We start from the raw sequence: 17,528 nt of genomic DNA on the forward strand, positions 1-17,528 counted from the left end.
ACGATTTTTTCTCATTTAAGTGGTAAAATAAGATACAAATAACTAAAAGAGGTAAGTAAATGATTGTAAATGAAAATTATCAGATGAATTATCAACAACTGCAGACAGAACAAGAGATGCATTGTAAAGAAACGACCATTTTGATCGTCTTGAAAGGAAGTTTGTTTATTACTATAGAAGAAACAACTGATCAGGTCAGTGAAGGAGAAGTATTTGTAATCAATATAGGAGATCGGGTTCTCTTAGATAGCAATCTAGAACAAATTTGTACTTATTTGGAATTGAGAATTAATAGTGTTTTCTTTGCGACTCAATTTCCTGCTTTTTTCTATACTCGCTTTGACTGTACACCGATCCAAAAAGAGCATGGGAAAATGCCTGCGATCGCAGCTTTAAGAAAGCAAGTTGCAGAGTTATGTTTGGTTGAATTTAGCGATGAACCTTCAAAAAGACTCAAGATCACTTTATTTTTAACTCAGATTATTTTGTCTTTGGTTCATCATTTTCAAAAAGAAGAAGTCGCAGAGTACCATCCTTCAGATAATCAAAAATTAAGAGAGATTTTGGACTATATCGAAGAACATTACTCCGAAAGTATTTTACTATCTGATGCAGCGGAATATTTTTTTATGTCAGAATCCTCTTTATCAAAGTTTTTTAAAAAGGAAACTGGAGAGTACTTTTCTCATTATGTACGGACAGTTTGTGTGAAGCATAGTTTGTCAGAGTTGCTCTATACAAAAAAAAGTATTGAACAAATTGCTTTAGATAGCGGGTTTAACAATAGTAAAACGTATCGTCAACACTTTAAAAAAGTCTTTAACGATTCGCCGACCCATTATCGCTCATCTCACTTAGAACAAACCAAGGCACCACAAAAAATCAAACACGACGTTCAGACAACAGAGCTTCAAATCAAAGAAATCTTGGTTCCCTTATACAGCTACATTCAAACGGGATTAGAGGAATCTCACTCTTCAGAATTATCGCTACAGACCAAACAACTCCATATTAAAACGGACCCATCTGCAGCCGATTATTTAAAAAAAGACGTGATCATTCATGTAGGTTCATGGGAAGCTTTAGCCTCTAAAAAAGTCCAAAGTGAAATTCTGGATCTAAAAAAACAAATTGGAATCAAGTATATTAGTATCCAATCTCTATTCACACAAATTCCTTTAATGGTTCAGATTCACCAAGAAGCTGGAATGAATTCATTTCCCGCATTTGAACAGTGGGACTATATTCTGACCTTTTTAGAAAGCGCCCAGCTGAATATTTTTTTTCAATTGTCTCTTGTAGAATTTAACCAGCTAAGTGTAAATGTGAAAGATATCTTTTGTAAATTTTTTCGACATGTTCAAAATAAGTTTGGGACAAAAATGACTGAGCAATGGAAAGTCAATTGCTTATTTAAAGGTCAAAATCTTACAGAATATTATCCAGAATTTCTAGAAGTGAAAAAAAGCCTATTTGAGATTTCTCCTAAAATAGCTGTAGGCGCAGAAATTCCTCTGCCTGACCCATTCTTTGAGCAAAAGGATCTAAAACAAACGCGTTTTTTTTGCGAGACGATTGCATCAAAGTGTGATTTTTTGTCATTTTCTGCCGAGCCTAATTATGTGTTTCAAAATTTAGATAGTACCTTTCCAGATTTAAAAAATTATCATCAATATGTACTGAATAAAACTTTTCATATCAAGCATATTCTAAAAGAATACGAAATCAAATTGCCACTTTACCTTACTGAATGGAACACCTTGACTGGGATGACAAGAAATAGTAATGGGACATTCTTTAGGGGAGCGATTATCTTAAAAGACCTTTTTATGCTGGATACATTAGTATCTGGCTTCGGATTCTGGTTGAATATTGAGTTGTATGAAAAACAAACACAAGAACGCGCTCTAAAAAATGATGGGTTGGAACTATTTCATTTTTATAGTGGGAAAAGACCGGTTTATTTTTGTTTGTGGTTGGCTAGAAGAATGAATGGTAAGGTTCTGTCGCAAGGTGAAGAATATCTGTTGACCTATGTTGACGGGAAGTATCAGTTACTGTTGTTTAATACGAATTATTTTGATCCACATCTTTCTTCGGAGGAAGCTTTTCTTGAAAGTCAGGCAGTGACATTTGAAATTGAATTAGCGGCCATAAAATCAGCCCATTATCAAATCAAACAAATTGACTTTAACCGTCATAATGGTGCACTATTTTACAAATACGAAAATTTTCATAATGCTGAAGCACTTGATCTAGAGACACAAGAATATATTGTAGGTAGCACTCGACCAAAAATCAAAGTCTTTGATACGCAAATCGATGAGACGTTTAATTATTACGTGACGCTAGATACAAACGGCATCGTGCTGTTGGAGTTGACACCAATTTTGTAATCAAGTAATGGTCGTTTCATTGGCGAAAAGCCCTTTACTGGCTAGTATTTAATCTAAACAGGTAATTAGAGAATCGGGGGAAGTACTTCTAATCGTAAATAAAGCGACAAGTTACGGTTTTCCCCTCAAGTATGAAGGGTTAGAAGCGTTATATAAAAAATATCGTGAGCAAGGATTAGAATTCTTAGCTTTTACTTGTGATCAATTTGGGTACAAAGTCTTTGGAATAAAGCAAAAATTCAGCGATTTTTGTCAATTGACGTTTCAAACATTTAGAAAAACCGATGTAAAAGTGAAGGCTTTTCAGATTGCCCTGTTCGAAGCCTTTGTACAAAAGCGAAGAGTGGCAAGATTCAAAAAAGCATGGACTAGGAATACTGGAATTCACGTATCAGTGAAACGAAATTTTACGGTAGCAAGGTGTTGAAATAAATTCATGTATTTCTTTATTGTAAAATAAGTTTCCTGTTTTATAGTTTTCACTTTTATAATATCTATCGTCTGAAAAATACATTTTATACTTTAATTGTCCCATAGAAAAATTATCTTTAAGGTAATCTGCAATTATTCTTTCATTGTTCACTTTTTATTTTCTCCTTCTTACCTGTTGAATTTTTTTACTGATGCCAGATGGATTCAAGCTCTCTAATATATTAAAATAATCATTTTCTAGTATTGGCAAATTATTATATCGTGGATCATAGATATATTTCCCAACAGAATATACTATATGAAAATCAAAATCTTGTATTTTTTCGTACTCTTTGACTTGTACGTCACCTGGAACACCTGATTTGGGCGTTATTTCACTTGATAATTCAGTCCATTCACTATAATCAAATTTCGGCATCTTGTCCCTCTTTTTCTTTTCGTTGCAGCATGAGCAGGTCACCTTCTATTTGATCTTGCTTCGTTTGTTCTGATTTTCTTAATGTATGTAACGCCTCTTGCCCGTCTTCGAAATGACGCATGACTGAATGATGTTCTTGTTCTAAATTTTCTAAGTTGATCGTTGCTGAACGTTCGGCATGTGTTGCTTTGCTGTAATACAAGATTTCATTTAAGACTTCTCTTTGTCTTTGATGTAAACGAACAATCTCCTGTACCAGATACGTCGTTTCATTAATCCAGAAACGGCAGAACTTTGAGAGAAAGAAAATGATTTTTCGGGTAAAAATGTAACTTCTGATAGACTATCGATAAATTGATTCGTAAGATCATTTACAACCCCTTTATCTGTACTGATTTTAGTCATTTAGAAACTTTGTTATACTTTTAGTTATAAAATACAATCATATAATTAACTAAATTATAAAAAAAGAGTGGAAAATTACTATTTTAGTAAAATTCTGCTTTTTTTCTAGATATTTTCGATTTTTCATTGTTTAATTAACTCCTTTTCTGCATTTAAATACGCAATAAATTTATTTTCCACTAAATAAATAGCTTACCTGATTTCAAGTTCATTGCCATTTATACAGTTTTTTTATTTTTTCTATATTCATATAATTTTCTTTTTGGCTATACTGAATATATGGTTCTGAAATAAAAAGAGCCTACAAATTAGATGGAATCATCTAACCTGCAAACTCTAATTTATCAGTGGACAATTGCTGATAATCCCTACTCATCGGCCTGTTTATGCTCTCCATAGGCTGAATCTCCAATTCGAGTATCATAAGCATTTTTTATTTGTCAACTAGTGATCGTTTAAATAGCACGGATACGTTTTTCTTGTGATTTACCCAACCTCCTTGATAAATTATTCCTGTTCATTCTTTCTCACGTTTAAAGTCACTGGTTCATCAACTAGTCTATTCTTCATCCTCTCGTTGACTTTCTACCTCAATCATCAGGTCATCTCCTTTTAAAATTTCATCAAGAGAAAAATCAAAAAAGAAACTTAGTTCAACTAATGTATCAATATTAGGATATGACTTGTCATTTTCCCAACGTGACACTGTTTGTCTCGTCACATGAAACTTTGCAGCGACTTGCTGTTGTGTTAAATTTTTTTGTTCTCTGCGGATTTTTAATAATTTTCCAATCTCCATAAATTATCTTCCTACCTTCAAAACGTATTTATGTAAAAATTTTCTATAAGTGTCCACAAAAAGTTACGTAACAATTCCATTTATTCCTAACTCTGTTTGATTTCCCGAGAAACTTCCTTCATCAAAGAAGCTATTTACTTGATAACCGTAAAAAAAATATTCCTTCATGTTTGTCCTCCATGTCTTCGTTATCTTAAATATTACATATTAAGACTAATTTAAAAAGCAATTCTGATGTTACGTCTCTCAAGTTATTATCACTTTTTTAAGATTATTTGTTGTTTTTTTTTAACCTTACGAAAATTTATCTTAAAAAAATCAAGGTATTTTAATAGACAAATAGCCCTATCAAATCTGTACGCTAGATCCTTTCTAGCTTGAAATGATAAGGCTATTTAAAATAATATTTATTGTTATTACTTATTTTCTCAATATTTTCTCCATTGATTTTCCTTTGGCTAATTCATCGATCAACTTATCCATATACCGAATTTTTTGCATTAGCTTATCTTCTATTTCTTCTACACGATAACCACAGATCACACCTTTAATCATTGAAACATTGGAATTTATCTCTGGTGCTTCATCAAAAAATATTTGAAAATCGACTTCAGTCTCTAGTTGTTTTTGCAATGTTGCTTCATCATAACCTGTTAGCCAAAAAATGATGTCATCCACTTCTTCTTTGGTTCGCCCTTTTTTCTCTGCTTTCTTGATATAAAGTGGATAGACACTAGCAAAAGACATTGTAAAAATTCTAGGTTTTTTCGCTTCTATTTTTCTCATCCCTTTATTAATTATTTTTATTGTATTCCATTATTATATCTTTATTTCAACATTTCTTGAACTTTATTGCCTTACTTTTTTTTCAGCCTATTTAAAATAGGATGAGTTAGAAGTATTTAAAGTCGTATAAATAAGACAGCGTTGTTTCTGTTTCCATCTTTTATTCGTATTTAGGGTGTGAAACAAAAGTAAATTTCCCTTTTGTTTCACACCCTTTTTCTGCTAATTATTCTCCTAAGATATCTAAAATAAGCTGTACATGCATCCCAGCACCTACTGGAAAACAGTCTTCCATGATTTTAAATTTTGGATGATGATTCATATACCCGCACTCTTGTGCTGCAGTTCCACCACCTAAAATAAAGAAGGATCCTGGTCGCACATCTGTGTAGGCAGAAAAATCTTCTCCGCCCATCATTTTAGGTGCTTCAAACATTTCGTTTTTCCCGACAACTTTTTCTGCTGCGGCTATTACAATATCTGTCGCACGACTATCATTATTCACTTCGCTATAACCAAATAAATAATCTAATTCATAGCTAGCATCATACATTTTGCAAATCCCATCGATGATATCTTCAATACGTTTTTTTATAAATAGACGAACTTCTTTATCATTCGTACGAACGGTTCCTTTTATTTGTGCTGTATCAGGAATCACATTAGCTGTTTTTCCTGCATTAAACTCTCCAATTGAAATCACAGCATTGTCAAAAGGGCTAATATTTCTTGAAACAATATTATTTAGATTATTGATGATTTCTACACCGATCATAATCGGATCAATAGATAAATCTGGTGTTGAGCCATGAGAGCCTTTGCCTTTTATCTTCAACGTAAAGACATCTGAAGCCGCACTAACAGCTCCTTTTCTAGTTCCGATCATTCCAACTGGAATATTTGGGGCGATATGTAACCCAAAAACCATATCTACATCTTCCATCACACCTGCTTCAACTAACAATTTTGCCCCACCTGGTGGCACTTCTTCAGCAGGTTGGAATATAAATTTTACTGTTCCCGCAATTTTATCCTGCATGGTGCTTAACACTTTAACAGCACCTAAAAGCATTGCCGTATGTGTATCATGACCACACGCGTGCATTACGCCAGGATTTTCAGATTGAAATGCCACATTGGCTTCTTCCATGATTGGTAGTGCATCAATATCTGCTCTCAATGCAATCGTTTTGCCAGGTTTGTTGCCTTTCAAAATTGCGATAACGCTATTTTCTGTCAATGAACTGACTTGTAGATTAGAAAATTCAGCTAAAACTTTTTGAATATATTTCGCTGTTTCTACTTCGTGAAATGATAATTCTGGATAACGATGTAAGTGTCTTCTCCATTTGATCATATCCGTTTGAGGCATTTGTTCTTGAATCGTTGTCATTATGATTCCTCCTTATTTTTAAAAGCGCTATGGAGACCTTTACTTATAGGAATTGATGCAATCTATAAGAGTCGTGTTCACCCATGCAAACAGATCTTTTATTTTGGTTTAATAAACATAATTGTTATAGCAGTTAATAATCCTGCAACTAAAAAGAAAATAAACGTCGAAATATACTGACCGTTTGACATCTCAACTAATTTTCCGATAAGCATGGGAGAAACAAATCCACCAAGAATTCCTCCTGTAGCTAGCGTACCATAACTCGGGGCAAATTTTGCTCCTTCAAAAATACGCAAAGGAATACTCATCAACGTCACAAACGAAATAACTAAAAAGAAATTCGCAAAACCCATAACAATTGCTAGTAAAACAAGATTACCAATATAATAAAAACTAAAAGCGGAAATCGCTCCTAAAACAGCTGTAATTGCCACAACTACTTTTTCTTTATTCTGGAAATATCTTCCCACAATGTAGCTGCCGCCAATCGAACCGATCAACATAAATAATCCGCCCACGCTATTTATAATGGCAGCACTATTTAAATCTAATCCATGTTCTGCTATCAGAAAGCTCGGTGTCCAACTTGAAAGTCCATATAATAAATAGTTAATGAAAAATGAACTAGAAAATAAAATCCAAACCCGTACATCGGACCAAATAACAAAAATAGAAATCTTATCCGTTTTTGTTATGATCGCTTCAATTTTTTCTTCCTTCTTTTCACTTCTAGGAATAGCGATAATCAAAAAAATAGCAATTACAACAGCTAATATAGTTAAAATAAGATACGCATTTTTCCATCCAGCATTCGTAATAATTGGTGATAGTGCTAAAGGTCCAATAAAACTTGCAACTCCTGAAGATGAAATCAAAATTCCTTGTGCAAATGTTCGCTTTTCTTGCGGAATGTTCATCGTAACTTCCTTACTAGCTGATGAAGCAAAACCTGAATGAGCTAAAAATCCAGTTAAAAAGCGCAGTGATACAAACATGATTAGTGAGGTCCCAAAACCAAATAAGAAGGAAAAAATCCCTATCCCCAGAACCGACCCAATCAAGACAATACGTGATCCTACTTTATTAATGACTAATCCCATTGGAATCTGCATAATCGCATATCCAAGGAAAAAAGCACTCATGATCATTCCTTTTGCAGATGGATCCAAACCAAATTCAGTTGAGATTGGGATAAGTGAGTACCCAATTGAAATCTTATCAACGTACACCATGGTATAGCCTAAAAACAAGGCGATCAACAATAACCACGTTTTTTTCTTCTCTTTTCTTTCCATAAATCCTCCTAGTTTAAAAAAATATACCTAAAATTAAAAATAGCAAACCAATAAAAAATAAGGTGAAAAAACCAAAACAATTATGCATATTCAGACCGATCCCATAACCAACACGTTTAGGAATAAACATGCGAGACTCAGAAAAATAGTTGCCTTTTTCTCGTTTTGATTTCAAAATTGAAGGAATCGATAAAACTGGATAAGCAAGTAAAATCAGAGAAACCATAATATTTACTGTTCTATCCATCAAAAATACCTTCTTTCATTCTTGATTTATAACAATATCCAGTAGCCAAAGCAATATAACCAGTAACAGTCAGCTAGTCAACATTGTGAACAAAATCACTACAATTTCGCCTATGTTTCTAAGCTTCTCTGTCTTGCTTGCTTTGTCGATAGATTGGGTCAATAATCTTTTGGCTACCAAAGCCCTTATAAATTTTTGTGGACGTTACTCCTTTTGATTTATTATATCACTTTGACCTTAGAAGTTGTCTACTTTTTTTGTGCTCTACCCTTTTCTCTTTTATAAAATATTAATAAATAATTCAAAATTTCCTTGTTTTTTCTGTATTGATTTTACCAATGCACTAAGATCAGTGATTTTAGCCTTTTTGACTATGAATAGAGAAAGTCAGCTAGGATCGTAAAATTGAACATCACGTTGAGTTGCTTTCGATTGCTGATTGGTTGATAGAATTTGCATATAACTTTGGGTGAAAAAGTTGACCGTTTATCTTTGAAGATTGAATCTATCCCTACTACGAATAATTTTCTGGTATAAGTATGCCTTCAAAATCAAGTAAAAAGAGGCTGGACATAACTCTACGAGTTATATCCTAGCCTTATAGACTTCGAATAAGCGCTTCTGTCTTAGCCTCTCTTTATCTTATTTCTTCAATGCCTTTTATATTGCCCATCACATAAACCACACCAACAACGACCATTTCAATCACATGACTTCATTAAAGATCGATCTGCTCGGCTAATTTCTGATAAGAAGCAAATGAAGGATGTTTTGTCAATTCGCTGTTTTCAATTGTCAATCCTTGCTTATCGACGATTTCCTTGGTTAAGGCATCAGAAAATGTAACAAAATCATTATTTGTCGCTTCATTATAGGTCAAAGAAAAATATTTTGATTGACGATAGTATTGTTTTAGCTGCTCTGCAGTAATTTTTTCTGGTTGGTCCGCAAAATATTCATCATAACGGGCACTATCGATTTTTCCATCTGTTACCGTTAGCTGAAGTCTGCCAAACAAGCCATCGCCAAAGTCTTCAGCATAACCGATATATTTTGTTTTAGAGGGTTGTCTGATTTCATCTTTTAGTTCAGCAGCTATCGCCATTAACCCTTGTCTAGCGGATGTTGATGAGCCTCTGACGGTTTCAAAATTCCCTTCAACTCGATTTTCTTCCCGCATTTGATTTTCAACAAAGGTGATACCATTAACGACCGTTACTAATGTAGTATCTGTTCTAGGATTTTGAGCTTGGAAGAAGGCGTAATCAGAAAGTCGTTTGTTGGCCCCTGAGTATTTAGATTCGTAATAATTTTCAGCACCATATTCATTAAATTCAACATTGATGATTTTACTCGTATCATCCGTAACAATCTCTACGATTCCTTTATTTCCAACATCAAAATACCCATCATTTGTATAATAATTACCCTTCATCAAGCCTAATGGCGGCTGATTTGACCAGAACATTTTCTTTAATTTTTCTTCATAAGGATACAGAGGTTTTGGATTGGAGCCAAATGTCGTTTGGGTTGCGCCTGTTACAACATCATAATTGTACGATGTGTTTTCAAAGGTCAAATCATTTGCAGCTTTTTGCTCTTCTTCACTTGGTTCAACCTCAACTGATGAAGCAGGCGTAAAAAAAGCTGGTTCAGATGATTGACTGGTTTTTTCTGCCACTTTAGTTTGATCAGATTTACAAGCTGCTAATCCGAAAACTGCAAACAAGAAGACTGCTGCAAGTTTATGTGTGTGTTTCATGCGTTTTCTCCTTTAATAACGTATTAGGCATTAAAACGATAACCGCTGCCCCAAATAGTCTCTATAGGAATTTCAGATAATTTTCCTCTTTTTAGTTTCTCTCTAATTCGTCCAATATGTACGACGACTGTATAAATATCGCTATCCAGATCATCCATATCCCAAACTTGGCGAAATAACTGTTCTTTCATCCAAACTCGATTTGGGTGTTCCATAAAAAAGAGCAGCAAATCAAATTCTTTTGTGGTAAAAATAAGCTCTTCTCCTAAGACAAAAACTCTGCGAGAATTTTTATCAATCATGATCTGACCACTTTCCACCGTATCATTGACTTGTTTTGTTTTGGTCAATAGTTGATAACGTTTAATATGAGCTTGGACCCTAGCCACAAGTTCGCTTGGACTAAAAGGTTTAGTCATATAATCATCTGCCCCAAGACCCAATCCTCTAACTTTATCAATATCTTCTTTTTTAGCTGAAACGATCATCAAAGGAATATTTTTCTTTTCTCTAATTCGACGACAAATTTCAAAACCATCCATTGATGGCAACATGATATCGACCACAATTAAATCAAATGCTTCATTAAGTGCTCGATTCAGACCAGCCAGTCCATCACTTTCAATTTCTGCCGCCATATGATTGATTTCTAAGTAATCCTTTTGTAATTCAGCAATACTTGCATCATCTTCGATCAATAAAATGCGTGAGACTTCATTTGACATTTAGCTGTCCTCCTCAAGTTTTTTTAATAAAATCGTTACGGTCGTACCATGGTTTAGTTCACTTTCAATTTTGACTTCGCCTTCATGCATGTCAATGATTTGTTTAACAATAGCAAGACCTAATCCACTACCGCCTGTATTTGTTGGTCTAGCTTCTTCACCTCTGTAAAAATGATCAAATACGTAAGGTAGTTGTTCTTTTGAAATACCTTGTCCATTATCTGAGAACTGAATCACTGTATTTTGAGCAGTTTCAAAAACATCTACTTGGATTGACAGTGTCCGATTGCTAGATTTGAACTTCAAGCTATTTTCAATCAAGTTAATAAATACTCGATTCAACTGCATTCGATCAGCCAAGACATAACTTGCTATTTCCTGATGATTAACTAATTTTAAAGAAACTTGATTCTCTTGTAACTGGAATTCTTCGATAATATGTTGTAAAAACTCATTGATATTAATTTTCTCAAAGTGAAAAGGAATTGCTTCAGCATCTAATTTAGAATAAAGAAATAATTCTTCGATCAATTCATTCAATGAAATGGCTTTTGTATGGATCGTTTGCAAATATTTCGCTTGTTTTTCAGGAGTATCAGCGACACCGTCTAGCAACCCTTCCACATAACCGATGATCGATGTGATCGGTGTTTTTAAGTCATGGGAAATGCTAGCTACTAGTTCTTTTCGGTTATTTTCAAGCTTCTCTTGTTCTTCAGTTGAATGAATCAAGGATTCCCGCATTTTTTCAAAATCATCTGTTAGTTGCTTCACCTCAGATGCTGTCGGCTTTGCTGGAGCTCCCATTGAAGCATCCAAATGACCATTCCGAATTTCCGCCATTCCTGCCCCAAGGTTTTCCAAAGGATGAATGATCGTTTTTCTTAATAGGTGGTTCAAAAACAGTAATCCACCAATCGTAACCAGAACAATCACACCAATCACCCAAACACCCCATTTAGTCATAAATTCCAAGAAATTGTTCTCTTTTTTTAGCACTAAAAGACTACCAGGTACTTGGTCCTCAAAATAAAAGTCGAATTTCATATAACGATATAAACGTCCATCATTATCAATTGTTCCTCTCGTTTCAATATTATTCGCATCAAATTTGGGAAAATGAACAATCAATGATCTTTCAACCAATTCTTGCGAGTAATAATCTATTGCTTCTTGCTTACGGACAACGACACCTAGTGATTCAGTTTCAAATTTCCGAATCGTTTCCTTTAGTTCCCCGCTTGGTTTCAGCAACTGTTCAGGATCTGATTTGGCTATTCCTCGTAATTTGATATACGCAAGTTCTTCTTCTGGACTCAATGACCGTTGTTGTGTAAATGTTTTATAGACTGTCGCTGGTGTAGGGATTTTTCCTGTTGTTACATAAAAAACAATGCAGATGATTGAAAATAAGGATACACAAGCAATCGCAATACCACCAATATATGAAATAAGAAATCGTTTTTTTATTGTCATAATTATCTCCTTTACATTATTTATGGTATTACGACTGTTGCTATCCGCTCAAACAGCCACATGATAAGTGAAAATGTTCTTAGAAACTAAAAGTTGGATCATATTCTCCAGAATAAGGTTCATGCTCAACGAAAACAGTAATATCATTGCCAGCTTGATCTTTACCCATTCGTTTGTAAGTAAATTTTTTATCGTTCAACTCAGTAAGTTCAAGTGCAGCTCCATATTTATTTTCACCGATAGAGACATGTGCTCGAATTTTATTATGATTCAAAACATCAAAGTAACCGAAGTCACCACGACTAACCCCAGTATCTAAATTGAAAAATTCATATTTACTTGTATCTGCATCAAATTTAGCTAAACTAATGAAATTCGCATTACTTTCTGTTACATCATTGCCCTCTTCATCCAAAACTTTTGTCCCATTCCACAATGTTTCACCTAAAATTTTAGTACCATTTTCTGTTGTTTCAATTTTTCCAGTTGTTGCATTAAGTGGTTTTTCTTGCTCTGTAAAAATTAGTTCTTCTTCATTATAAGGGATATGTTCCACAAATACATCTACTTCATTTCCAGCTTTGTCTTTTCCTTTTCTAGTGTACGTAAATTTTTTGTCTGTGAGTTCAGTAAGTTCTACAACTGCTTGGTAATCCAGTGTTTCTGAAATTAGAATTCTTTTCGTTCCATCATTAGTGATAAAAAACGTCCCACGATCATCACGACTTTCTCCAGTTTGTGCATCGAAAAATTCATAACGTCCAGTGTTTCCATCATATTTTGCTAACCCAATAAAATTCGCATTTTCTTTCGTTAAATCATTATTATCTTTATCATATACTTTTGTTCCTTGCCAATTTGTTTCACCTAAAATCTTTGTCAGTTGCTCTCCTTTGTTATCATTATTGGATTTTTTTGTTTGTTCCGTTTGTTGTTGACTACTGTCTTTCGAATCATTTGATTCTTTTGCTCCTGCATTACAACCTGCTAGTAATACTATTAAACTTGAAATACCTATGATGATTTTTTTATTTTTCATTATCTTTATTCCTCCTCATATAATCGACTGCAACTTCCTATTGCTTATCTTTAGTATATAGAGGAGTTCTAAACAGGTTCTAACAAGAAAATAAACAAATTATAAATAAATTTTTGTAAAACAGATTTGCTTGAAAGAACAAGAAAAAAGTTGAGATATAACTCTTAGAGTTACATCCCAACTTTTCGTTTTAAACTGTCGTTGTTTTTGGTAAGTTTTCATAAAAAGCGGCTTTTGTTGCTGTAATATAAGGTGTTAACCATAGATAACCAATACCAGCTGTTAAAATTGCTAAGATATGCCAGCCAATAAAGCTTAAGTCTAATATAAATAATTGGCCTTTATATCCTTTCATCATGTGCTTACTACGAGTTATACACTCTAGAAAACCTGGTCGCATATCTGTTTCTTCATAGCGATCATAGTAGATAAAATAGGCTTGTGAATAAGAATAACCCTTAATAATTCCTGGGATAACTAATAGTAATGACCATAAGAAAATGAAAATAGCCATTAATAAATAAATGCATATCACACCTAATACTACTGGTCCTCCGAACCCTCTAAACGCATCAGAAAATGGACGAATATTTTGTCTTTTTCCTCTTATAAGGTCAAGAAATGTCCAAGAGATCCCTGCACTAAACAAGGCACCTATGATACCACCGATAAAACTACCGCCGCTACCTCCAGAGTTTCCGTCGTAATTTGCAGTGCTGTTTAATAAATCTGAATTATTTTGAACAAAGGTAATCGTGGGTATTACTAATAAGAAAAATAAAAGCAGTCCGATTGCAATTGAGACTAATGTTGGTACCAAACTCATCAATATACTATCTTTCCAACGACCACGAAGTACTCCTTTTGCCTCATTTTTCAATTCAGCTCTTGTTTTCATAAAAATTTCCTCCTTTCACTTTAATAAACTTATTATAACAAATAAATTGTATTTGAAAAAAACATATGCGTCTAAAGTGTTTTTTTATCATATAACACTCTACATATTTTCATTTTATTTAAATAGTTTCCACTTTTTATCCACAACTTTATTAAAGATAAGGTTACACTAGTAAGCAAGAGGTCCATTTAAGATTGAGATATATTAATTGAAAGAACATTATCCGATGAGATTTGGCGAAAAGATCAAATGAGACAAAAATTGATCCTCCGTTTAAAGATAGCGAGGTAAGTTATCTTTAACTGTGAAAATAAGCTGAGATTCAAAATATTTGAAGAATAATTTTGTCAATTTCCGCTTATTTTTCGAGAGTTAAAGACCTCTATTCCAGCTTCTATTTTGTCTTGTTTATTCTTGATCTATTACATTTTTTTATAATAAGCGCTTTAACCAATCGAATTTTTTCTGGTCATAAGGCGGATAAATCAATTTTCCCATGGTATCTTTTCGACCGTAAACAATTGATTTTTTGTGAGAGAATGTTTCAATACTGTATCTTCCATGATAATTGCCCATCCCAGAGGCACCTACTCCACCAAAAGGCAGATCATCATTTGCTACATGAAGAATTGTTTGATTGATTCCACCACCGCCAAAAGAAACTTCATGTAAAATCTGTTTTTGCACGTCTCGATCATCTGAGAATAAATATAACGCTAAAGGTTTTTCACCGTCTTTAACAAATTGAATCGCCTCATCTAACGCTCGATAGGTACAAATCGGTAAAAGCGGCCCAAATAATTCTTCTTGCATCAAACTATTTTCACGACTTAAGCCAATATCAAATAAACTAGGTGCGACAAATCGTGTTTTCTGGTCAAACTCGCCCCCGTGAATCAAATAATGAGCATTTTCATCGATCAATTGAATAAACTTCTCAATAGCTGATCCTTGAACAATACGACCATAATCGGGATTGGATTGAATGTTTTCCCCATAAAATTCAATGATTTTTTCTTTTAATGCGATAATTAATTGCTCTTTGACTTTTTCATCTACCAACACGTAATCTGTTGCAATGCATGTTTGTCCTGTATTCAGCAACTTACTCCACATAATTCGTTCAGCAGCTAACTCTATATCTGCTTGTTCCGTCACAATTGCCGGGCTTTTACCACCGAGTTCCAGGACGATAGGTGTTAAGTGTTGCGCCGCTGCTTCCATGACGATTTTTCCAACTTTAGTGCTTCCTGTAAAAAAGATAAAATCCATACGTTCTTTTAAAACAGAAGCATTGTCGATTGAATTAGGTGAAAGAACTTTGACATATTCTTCATCAAATGTTTCTCCAATGATCGCACCGATCACAGCAGCTACATTCGGTGTTTTTGATGACGGTTTTACTATTGCACAATTGCCAGATGCTAATGCTCCAATCAAAGGAACTAAGGTCAATTGAAGAGGATAATTAAAGGGTCCAATAATATAGACTGTTCCATAAGGTTCTAAAAATACAGTATTTTTATTTAATAAAGACGAGACAGCTCTTGGTTTATTTACTGGTTTGGTCCATTTATCAAGATTCTTAAGCATGTCTTTTATTGCTGAGAGAACGAGTCCTAGCTCTGTTGCATAAACTTCTGCTTTAGGTTTTTTTAGATCTTTTTCAAAAGCCCAGTAGAAATCCTCTTCGTGTTTCTTTATGTTTACCAACAGTTGTTCCAATTGTTCTTTTCTAAACGGAATTGATTTTGTTTGGTTTGTGTTAAAAAAATCGTGTTGTTTTTTCATGATAGTCTGGAGATCTGATTGGTTCATGTTGCACCCTCCTCGTTTTTTTTAGTATAACACCGATTTTTTATTTTTGATAATAGAACCTGTTTCCACTTTTTTAGCTGCTAATTAGCAGCTCTTTTTATAATCCATTTCGGTTATTGAATATGTAAAAAAACCTCCTCTTACGAATGTAAAAGGAGGCTTTACGTATGAGCATAAGGAGAAAAGATCCAAGAATCAGTTGTCCCTTTTTACTTTATAATCAACGAAAATTATTTATTTTTTAAGTTGTAGAAAGATTTCAAGCCTTTGTATTCAGCAACTTCGCCTAATTGGTCTTCGATACGTAATAATTGGTTGTATTTAGCAATACGGTCAGTACGTGACAAAGAACCAGTTTTGATTTGGCCAGCGTTTGTTGCAACAGCGATATCAGAGATTGTTGAATCTTCTGTTTCACCTGAACGGTGAGATACAACTGCTGTATAACCAGCTTCTTTAGCCATTTCGATTGCTTCGAATGTTTCAGTTAAAGTACCGATTTGGTTCACTTTGATAAGGATTGAGTTCGCGATGCCTTTTTCAATCCCTTCAGCTAATTTAGTTGTGTTTGTAACGAATAAATCGTCACCAACTAATTGAACTTTGTCGCCTAAAGCAACCGTTAATTTTTTGAAGCCATCCCAGTCATTTTCATCTAATCCATCTTCGATTGAGATGATTGGGTATTTCGCACATAATTCTTCGTAGAATGCGATCATTTCTTCAGTTGTTTTTTCGCCTTCGCCTGAATCAGCTAAAACGTAAACACCTTTTTCTTTGTCGTAGAATTCAGAAGAAGCAGCATCCATAGCAAGAACGATATCTTTACCAGGTACATAACCAGCTTTTTCGATTGCTTCGATGATTACTTCAAAACCTTCTTCGTTTGAACCAAGGTTAGGAGCAAATCCACCTTCGTCACCTACAGAAGTAGCTAAGCCACGAGCTTTTAAGATTCCAGCTAATGCGTGGAATACTTCAGCACCATAACGTAATGCTTCTTTGAATGTAGGAGCGCCTACAGGCATGATCATGAATTCTTGGAAGTCGATACTGTTATCAGCATGAGATCCACCATTGATGATGTTCATCATTGGAGTTGGTAATACTTTCGTATTGAATCCGCCTAAGTAGTGGTATAAAGGAATTTCTAGGTAATCAGCAGCAGCGCGAGCTACAGCGATCGAAACACCAAGAATAGCGTTTGCGCCTAATTTACCTTTGTTAGGAGTTCCATCTAAATCGATCATTGCTTTATCAATAGCCATTTGGTCACGTACATCGTAGCCAATGATTGCTTCAGCGATGATGTTATTAACGTTGTCAACTGCTTTAACAACCCCTTTACCTAAGTAACGAGATTTGTCGCCATCACGTAATTCAACTGCTTCGTATTCACCAGTCGAAGCTCCAGATGGAACCATTCCACGACCAAAAGCACCGCTTTCAGTGTATACTTCTACTTCGATTGTTGGGTTACCGCGTGAGTCTAAGACTTCGCGTGCGTAAACATCAGTAATAATTGACATGTTTTGTCTCTCCTTTGAGTTTGTTTTATACTAAGGGGATTCGATTCCCTTAATTATGATTGTAGTGAATAAACGCGAGCTATGCAAACATTTTTTGCATAATTCAT

17 protein-coding genes are annotated in these 17,528 nt (G+C 34.3%); 2 read left to right on the plus strand and 15 right to left on the minus strand.

All coding sequences use genetic code 11. From position 1 onward, the window contains the following. Positions 1 to 59 precede the first annotated feature (59 nt). Both AC4BC4_RS11225 and AC4BC4_RS11230 read left to right on the plus strand, forming a co-directional pair. Positions 60 to 2,396, plus strand: a complete 2,337-nt coding sequence (locus AC4BC4_RS11225; RefSeq protein ID WP_490475756.1) for a helix-turn-helix domain-containing protein — start codon at positions 60 to 62, stop codon at positions 2,394 to 2,396. A gap of 64 nt (positions 2,397 to 2,460) precedes the next feature. Continuing rightward, positions 2,461 to 2,823, plus strand: coding sequence for a hypothetical protein (locus tag AC4BC4_RS11230; protein WP_490477372.1), 363 nt, complete (start codon positions 2,461 to 2,463; stop codon positions 2,821 to 2,823). Between the two features lie 159 nt (positions 2,824 to 2,982). On the opposite strand, the gene AC4BC4_RS11235 is transcribed toward AC4BC4_RS11230, so the two are convergent. The 15 genes from AC4BC4_RS11235 to eno all read right to left on the minus strand — a co-directional run bounded on the left by AC4BC4_RS11235 (position 2,983) and on the right by eno (position 17,421). Next, entirely contained in the window at positions 2,983 to 3,246 is a 264-nt protein-coding gene (locus tag AC4BC4_RS11235) for a hypothetical protein (protein ID WP_490475757.1), read from the minus strand. Beyond that, positions 3,233 to 3,448: a hypothetical protein gene (locus AC4BC4_RS11240; protein WP_438756882.1), complete on the minus strand. Its 216-nt coding sequence runs from the start codon at positions 3,446 to 3,448 to the stop codon at positions 3,233 to 3,235. Before AC4BC4_RS11240 ends, AC4BC4_RS11235 begins: the two co-directional genes overlap by 14 nt. Positions 3,449 to 3,456: 8 nt before the next feature. Continuing rightward, positions 3,457 to 3,651 (minus strand): hypothetical protein, encoded by a 195-nt coding sequence (locus tag AC4BC4_RS11245; protein WP_438756883.1) that lies wholly within the window; start codon positions 3,649 to 3,651, stop codon positions 3,457 to 3,459. Positions 3,652 to 4,210: 559 nt separating this feature from the next. Further along, positions 4,211 to 4,450: a helix-turn-helix transcriptional regulator gene (locus AC4BC4_RS11250; protein ID WP_438756884.1), complete on the minus strand. Its 240-nt coding sequence runs from the start codon at positions 4,448 to 4,450 to the stop codon at positions 4,211 to 4,213. Positions 4,451 to 4,870: 420 nt separating this feature from the next. Further along, entirely contained in the window at positions 4,871 to 5,236 is a 366-nt protein-coding gene (locus AC4BC4_RS11255; RefSeq protein WP_438756885.1) for a DUF2200 domain-containing protein, read from the minus strand. A 226-nt stretch (positions 5,237 to 5,462) separates the two neighbouring features. Continuing rightward, positions 5,463 to 6,629 (minus strand): amidohydrolase, encoded by a 1,167-nt coding sequence (locus tag AC4BC4_RS11260; protein WP_490475758.1) that lies wholly within the window; start codon positions 6,627 to 6,629, stop codon positions 5,463 to 5,465. A 98-nt stretch (positions 6,630 to 6,727) separates the two neighbouring features. Beyond that, positions 6,728 to 7,927, minus strand: a complete 1,200-nt coding sequence (locus AC4BC4_RS11265) for an MFS transporter (protein WP_490475759.1) — start codon at positions 7,925 to 7,927, stop codon at positions 6,728 to 6,730. 13 nt (positions 7,928 to 7,940) lie between these two features. Beyond that, the gene (locus AC4BC4_RS11270) at positions 7,941 to 8,174 is read right to left on the minus strand and encodes a hypothetical protein (RefSeq protein ID WP_438756888.1); all 234 of its coding nucleotides are present in this window, start codon (positions 8,172 to 8,174) and stop codon (positions 7,941 to 7,943) included. Between the two features lie 718 nt (positions 8,175 to 8,892). Further along, the gene (locus tag AC4BC4_RS11275; RefSeq protein WP_490475760.1) at positions 8,893 to 9,936 is read right to left on the minus strand and encodes a hypothetical protein; all 1,044 of its coding nucleotides are present in this window, start codon (positions 9,934 to 9,936) and stop codon (positions 8,893 to 8,895) included. A 23-nt stretch (positions 9,937 to 9,959) separates the two neighbouring features. Then, positions 9,960 to 10,661 (minus strand): response regulator transcription factor, encoded by a 702-nt coding sequence (locus AC4BC4_RS11280; RefSeq protein ID WP_490475761.1) that lies wholly within the window; start codon positions 10,659 to 10,661, stop codon positions 9,960 to 9,962. Then, positions 10,662 to 12,137: a sensor histidine kinase gene (locus tag AC4BC4_RS11285; protein WP_490475762.1), complete on the minus strand. Its 1,476-nt coding sequence runs from the start codon at positions 12,135 to 12,137 to the stop codon at positions 10,662 to 10,664. 79 nt (positions 12,138 to 12,216) lie between these two features. Further along, positions 12,217 to 13,176 carry a DUF4822 domain-containing protein gene (locus AC4BC4_RS11290; protein ID WP_490475763.1) on the minus strand — a complete coding sequence of 320 codons (960 nt, stop codon included), beginning with the start codon at positions 13,174 to 13,176 and terminating at the stop codon, positions 12,217 to 12,219. Between the two features lie 190 nt (positions 13,177 to 13,366). After that, complete coding sequence (locus AC4BC4_RS11295; protein WP_438756894.1) at positions 13,367 to 14,074, minus strand: DUF975 family protein; 708 nt, start codon at positions 14,072 to 14,074, stop codon at positions 13,367 to 13,369. A 432-nt stretch (positions 14,075 to 14,506) separates the two neighbouring features. Beyond that, complete coding sequence (locus AC4BC4_RS11300) at positions 14,507 to 15,892, minus strand: aldehyde dehydrogenase family protein (RefSeq protein WP_490475764.1); 1,386 nt, start codon at positions 15,890 to 15,892, stop codon at positions 14,507 to 14,509. A 230-nt stretch (positions 15,893 to 16,122) separates the two neighbouring features. Further along, positions 16,123 to 17,421: a phosphopyruvate hydratase gene (gene eno / locus AC4BC4_RS11305; protein ID WP_438756896.1), complete on the minus strand. Its 1,299-nt coding sequence runs from the start codon at positions 17,419 to 17,421 to the stop codon at positions 16,123 to 16,125. Between the last annotated feature and the right edge of the window lie 107 nt (positions 17,422 to 17,528).

Source organism: Enterococcus sp. AMC1086 (assembly GCF_058216575.1).

What these genes read in the sequence shown, in the direction of transcription:
- AC4BC4_RS11225 (WP_490475756.1), top strand. Translation starts at nt 60, where the DNA reads ATGATTGTAAATGAAAATTATCAGATGAATTATCAACAACTGCAGACA.
- AC4BC4_RS11235 (WP_490475757.1), bottom strand. Translation starts at nt 3,246, where the DNA reads ATGCCGAAATTTGATTATAGTGAATGGACTGAATTATCAAGTGAAATA.
- AC4BC4_RS11245 (WP_438756883.1), bottom strand. Translation starts at nt 3,651, where the DNA reads ATGACTAAAATCAGTACAGATAAAGGGGTTGTAAATGATCTTACGAAT.
- AC4BC4_RS11250 (WP_438756884.1), bottom strand. Translation starts at nt 4,450, where the DNA reads ATGGAGATTGGAAAATTATTAAAAATCCGCAGAGAACAAAAAAATTTA.
- AC4BC4_RS11255 (WP_438756885.1), bottom strand. Translation starts at nt 5,236, where the DNA reads ATGAGAAAAATAGAAGCGAAAAAACCTAGAATTTTTACAATGTCTTTT.
- AC4BC4_RS11260 (WP_490475758.1), bottom strand. Translation starts at nt 6,629, where the DNA reads ATGACAACGATTCAAGAACAAATGCCTCAAACGGATATGATCAAATGG.
- AC4BC4_RS11265 (WP_490475759.1), bottom strand. Translation starts at nt 7,927, where the DNA reads ATGGAAAGAAAAGAGAAGAAAAAAACGTGGTTATTGTTGATCGCCTTG.
- AC4BC4_RS11270 (WP_438756888.1), bottom strand. Translation starts at nt 8,174, where the DNA reads ATGGATAGAACAGTAAATATTATGGTTTCTCTGATTTTACTTGCTTAT.
- AC4BC4_RS11275 (WP_490475760.1), bottom strand. Translation starts at nt 9,936, where the DNA reads ATGAAACACACACATAAACTTGCAGCAGTCTTCTTGTTTGCAGTTTTC.
- AC4BC4_RS11280 (WP_490475761.1), bottom strand. Translation starts at nt 10,661, where the DNA reads ATGTCAAATGAAGTCTCACGCATTTTATTGATCGAAGATGATGCAAGT.
- AC4BC4_RS11285 (WP_490475762.1), bottom strand. Translation starts at nt 12,137, where the DNA reads ATGACAATAAAAAAACGATTTCTTATTTCATATATTGGTGGTATTGCG.
- AC4BC4_RS11290 (WP_490475763.1), bottom strand. Translation starts at nt 13,176, where the DNA reads ATGAAAAATAAAAAAATCATCATAGGTATTTCAAGTTTAATAGTATTA.
- AC4BC4_RS11295 (WP_438756894.1), bottom strand. Translation starts at nt 14,074, where the DNA reads ATGAAAACAAGAGCTGAATTGAAAAATGAGGCAAAAGGAGTACTTCGT.
- AC4BC4_RS11300 (WP_490475764.1), bottom strand. Translation starts at nt 15,892, where the DNA reads ATGAACCAATCAGATCTCCAGACTATCATGAAAAAACAACACGATTTT.
- eno (WP_438756896.1), bottom strand. Translation starts at nt 17,421, where the DNA reads ATGTCAATTATTACTGATGTTTACGCACGCGAAGTCTTAGACTCACGC.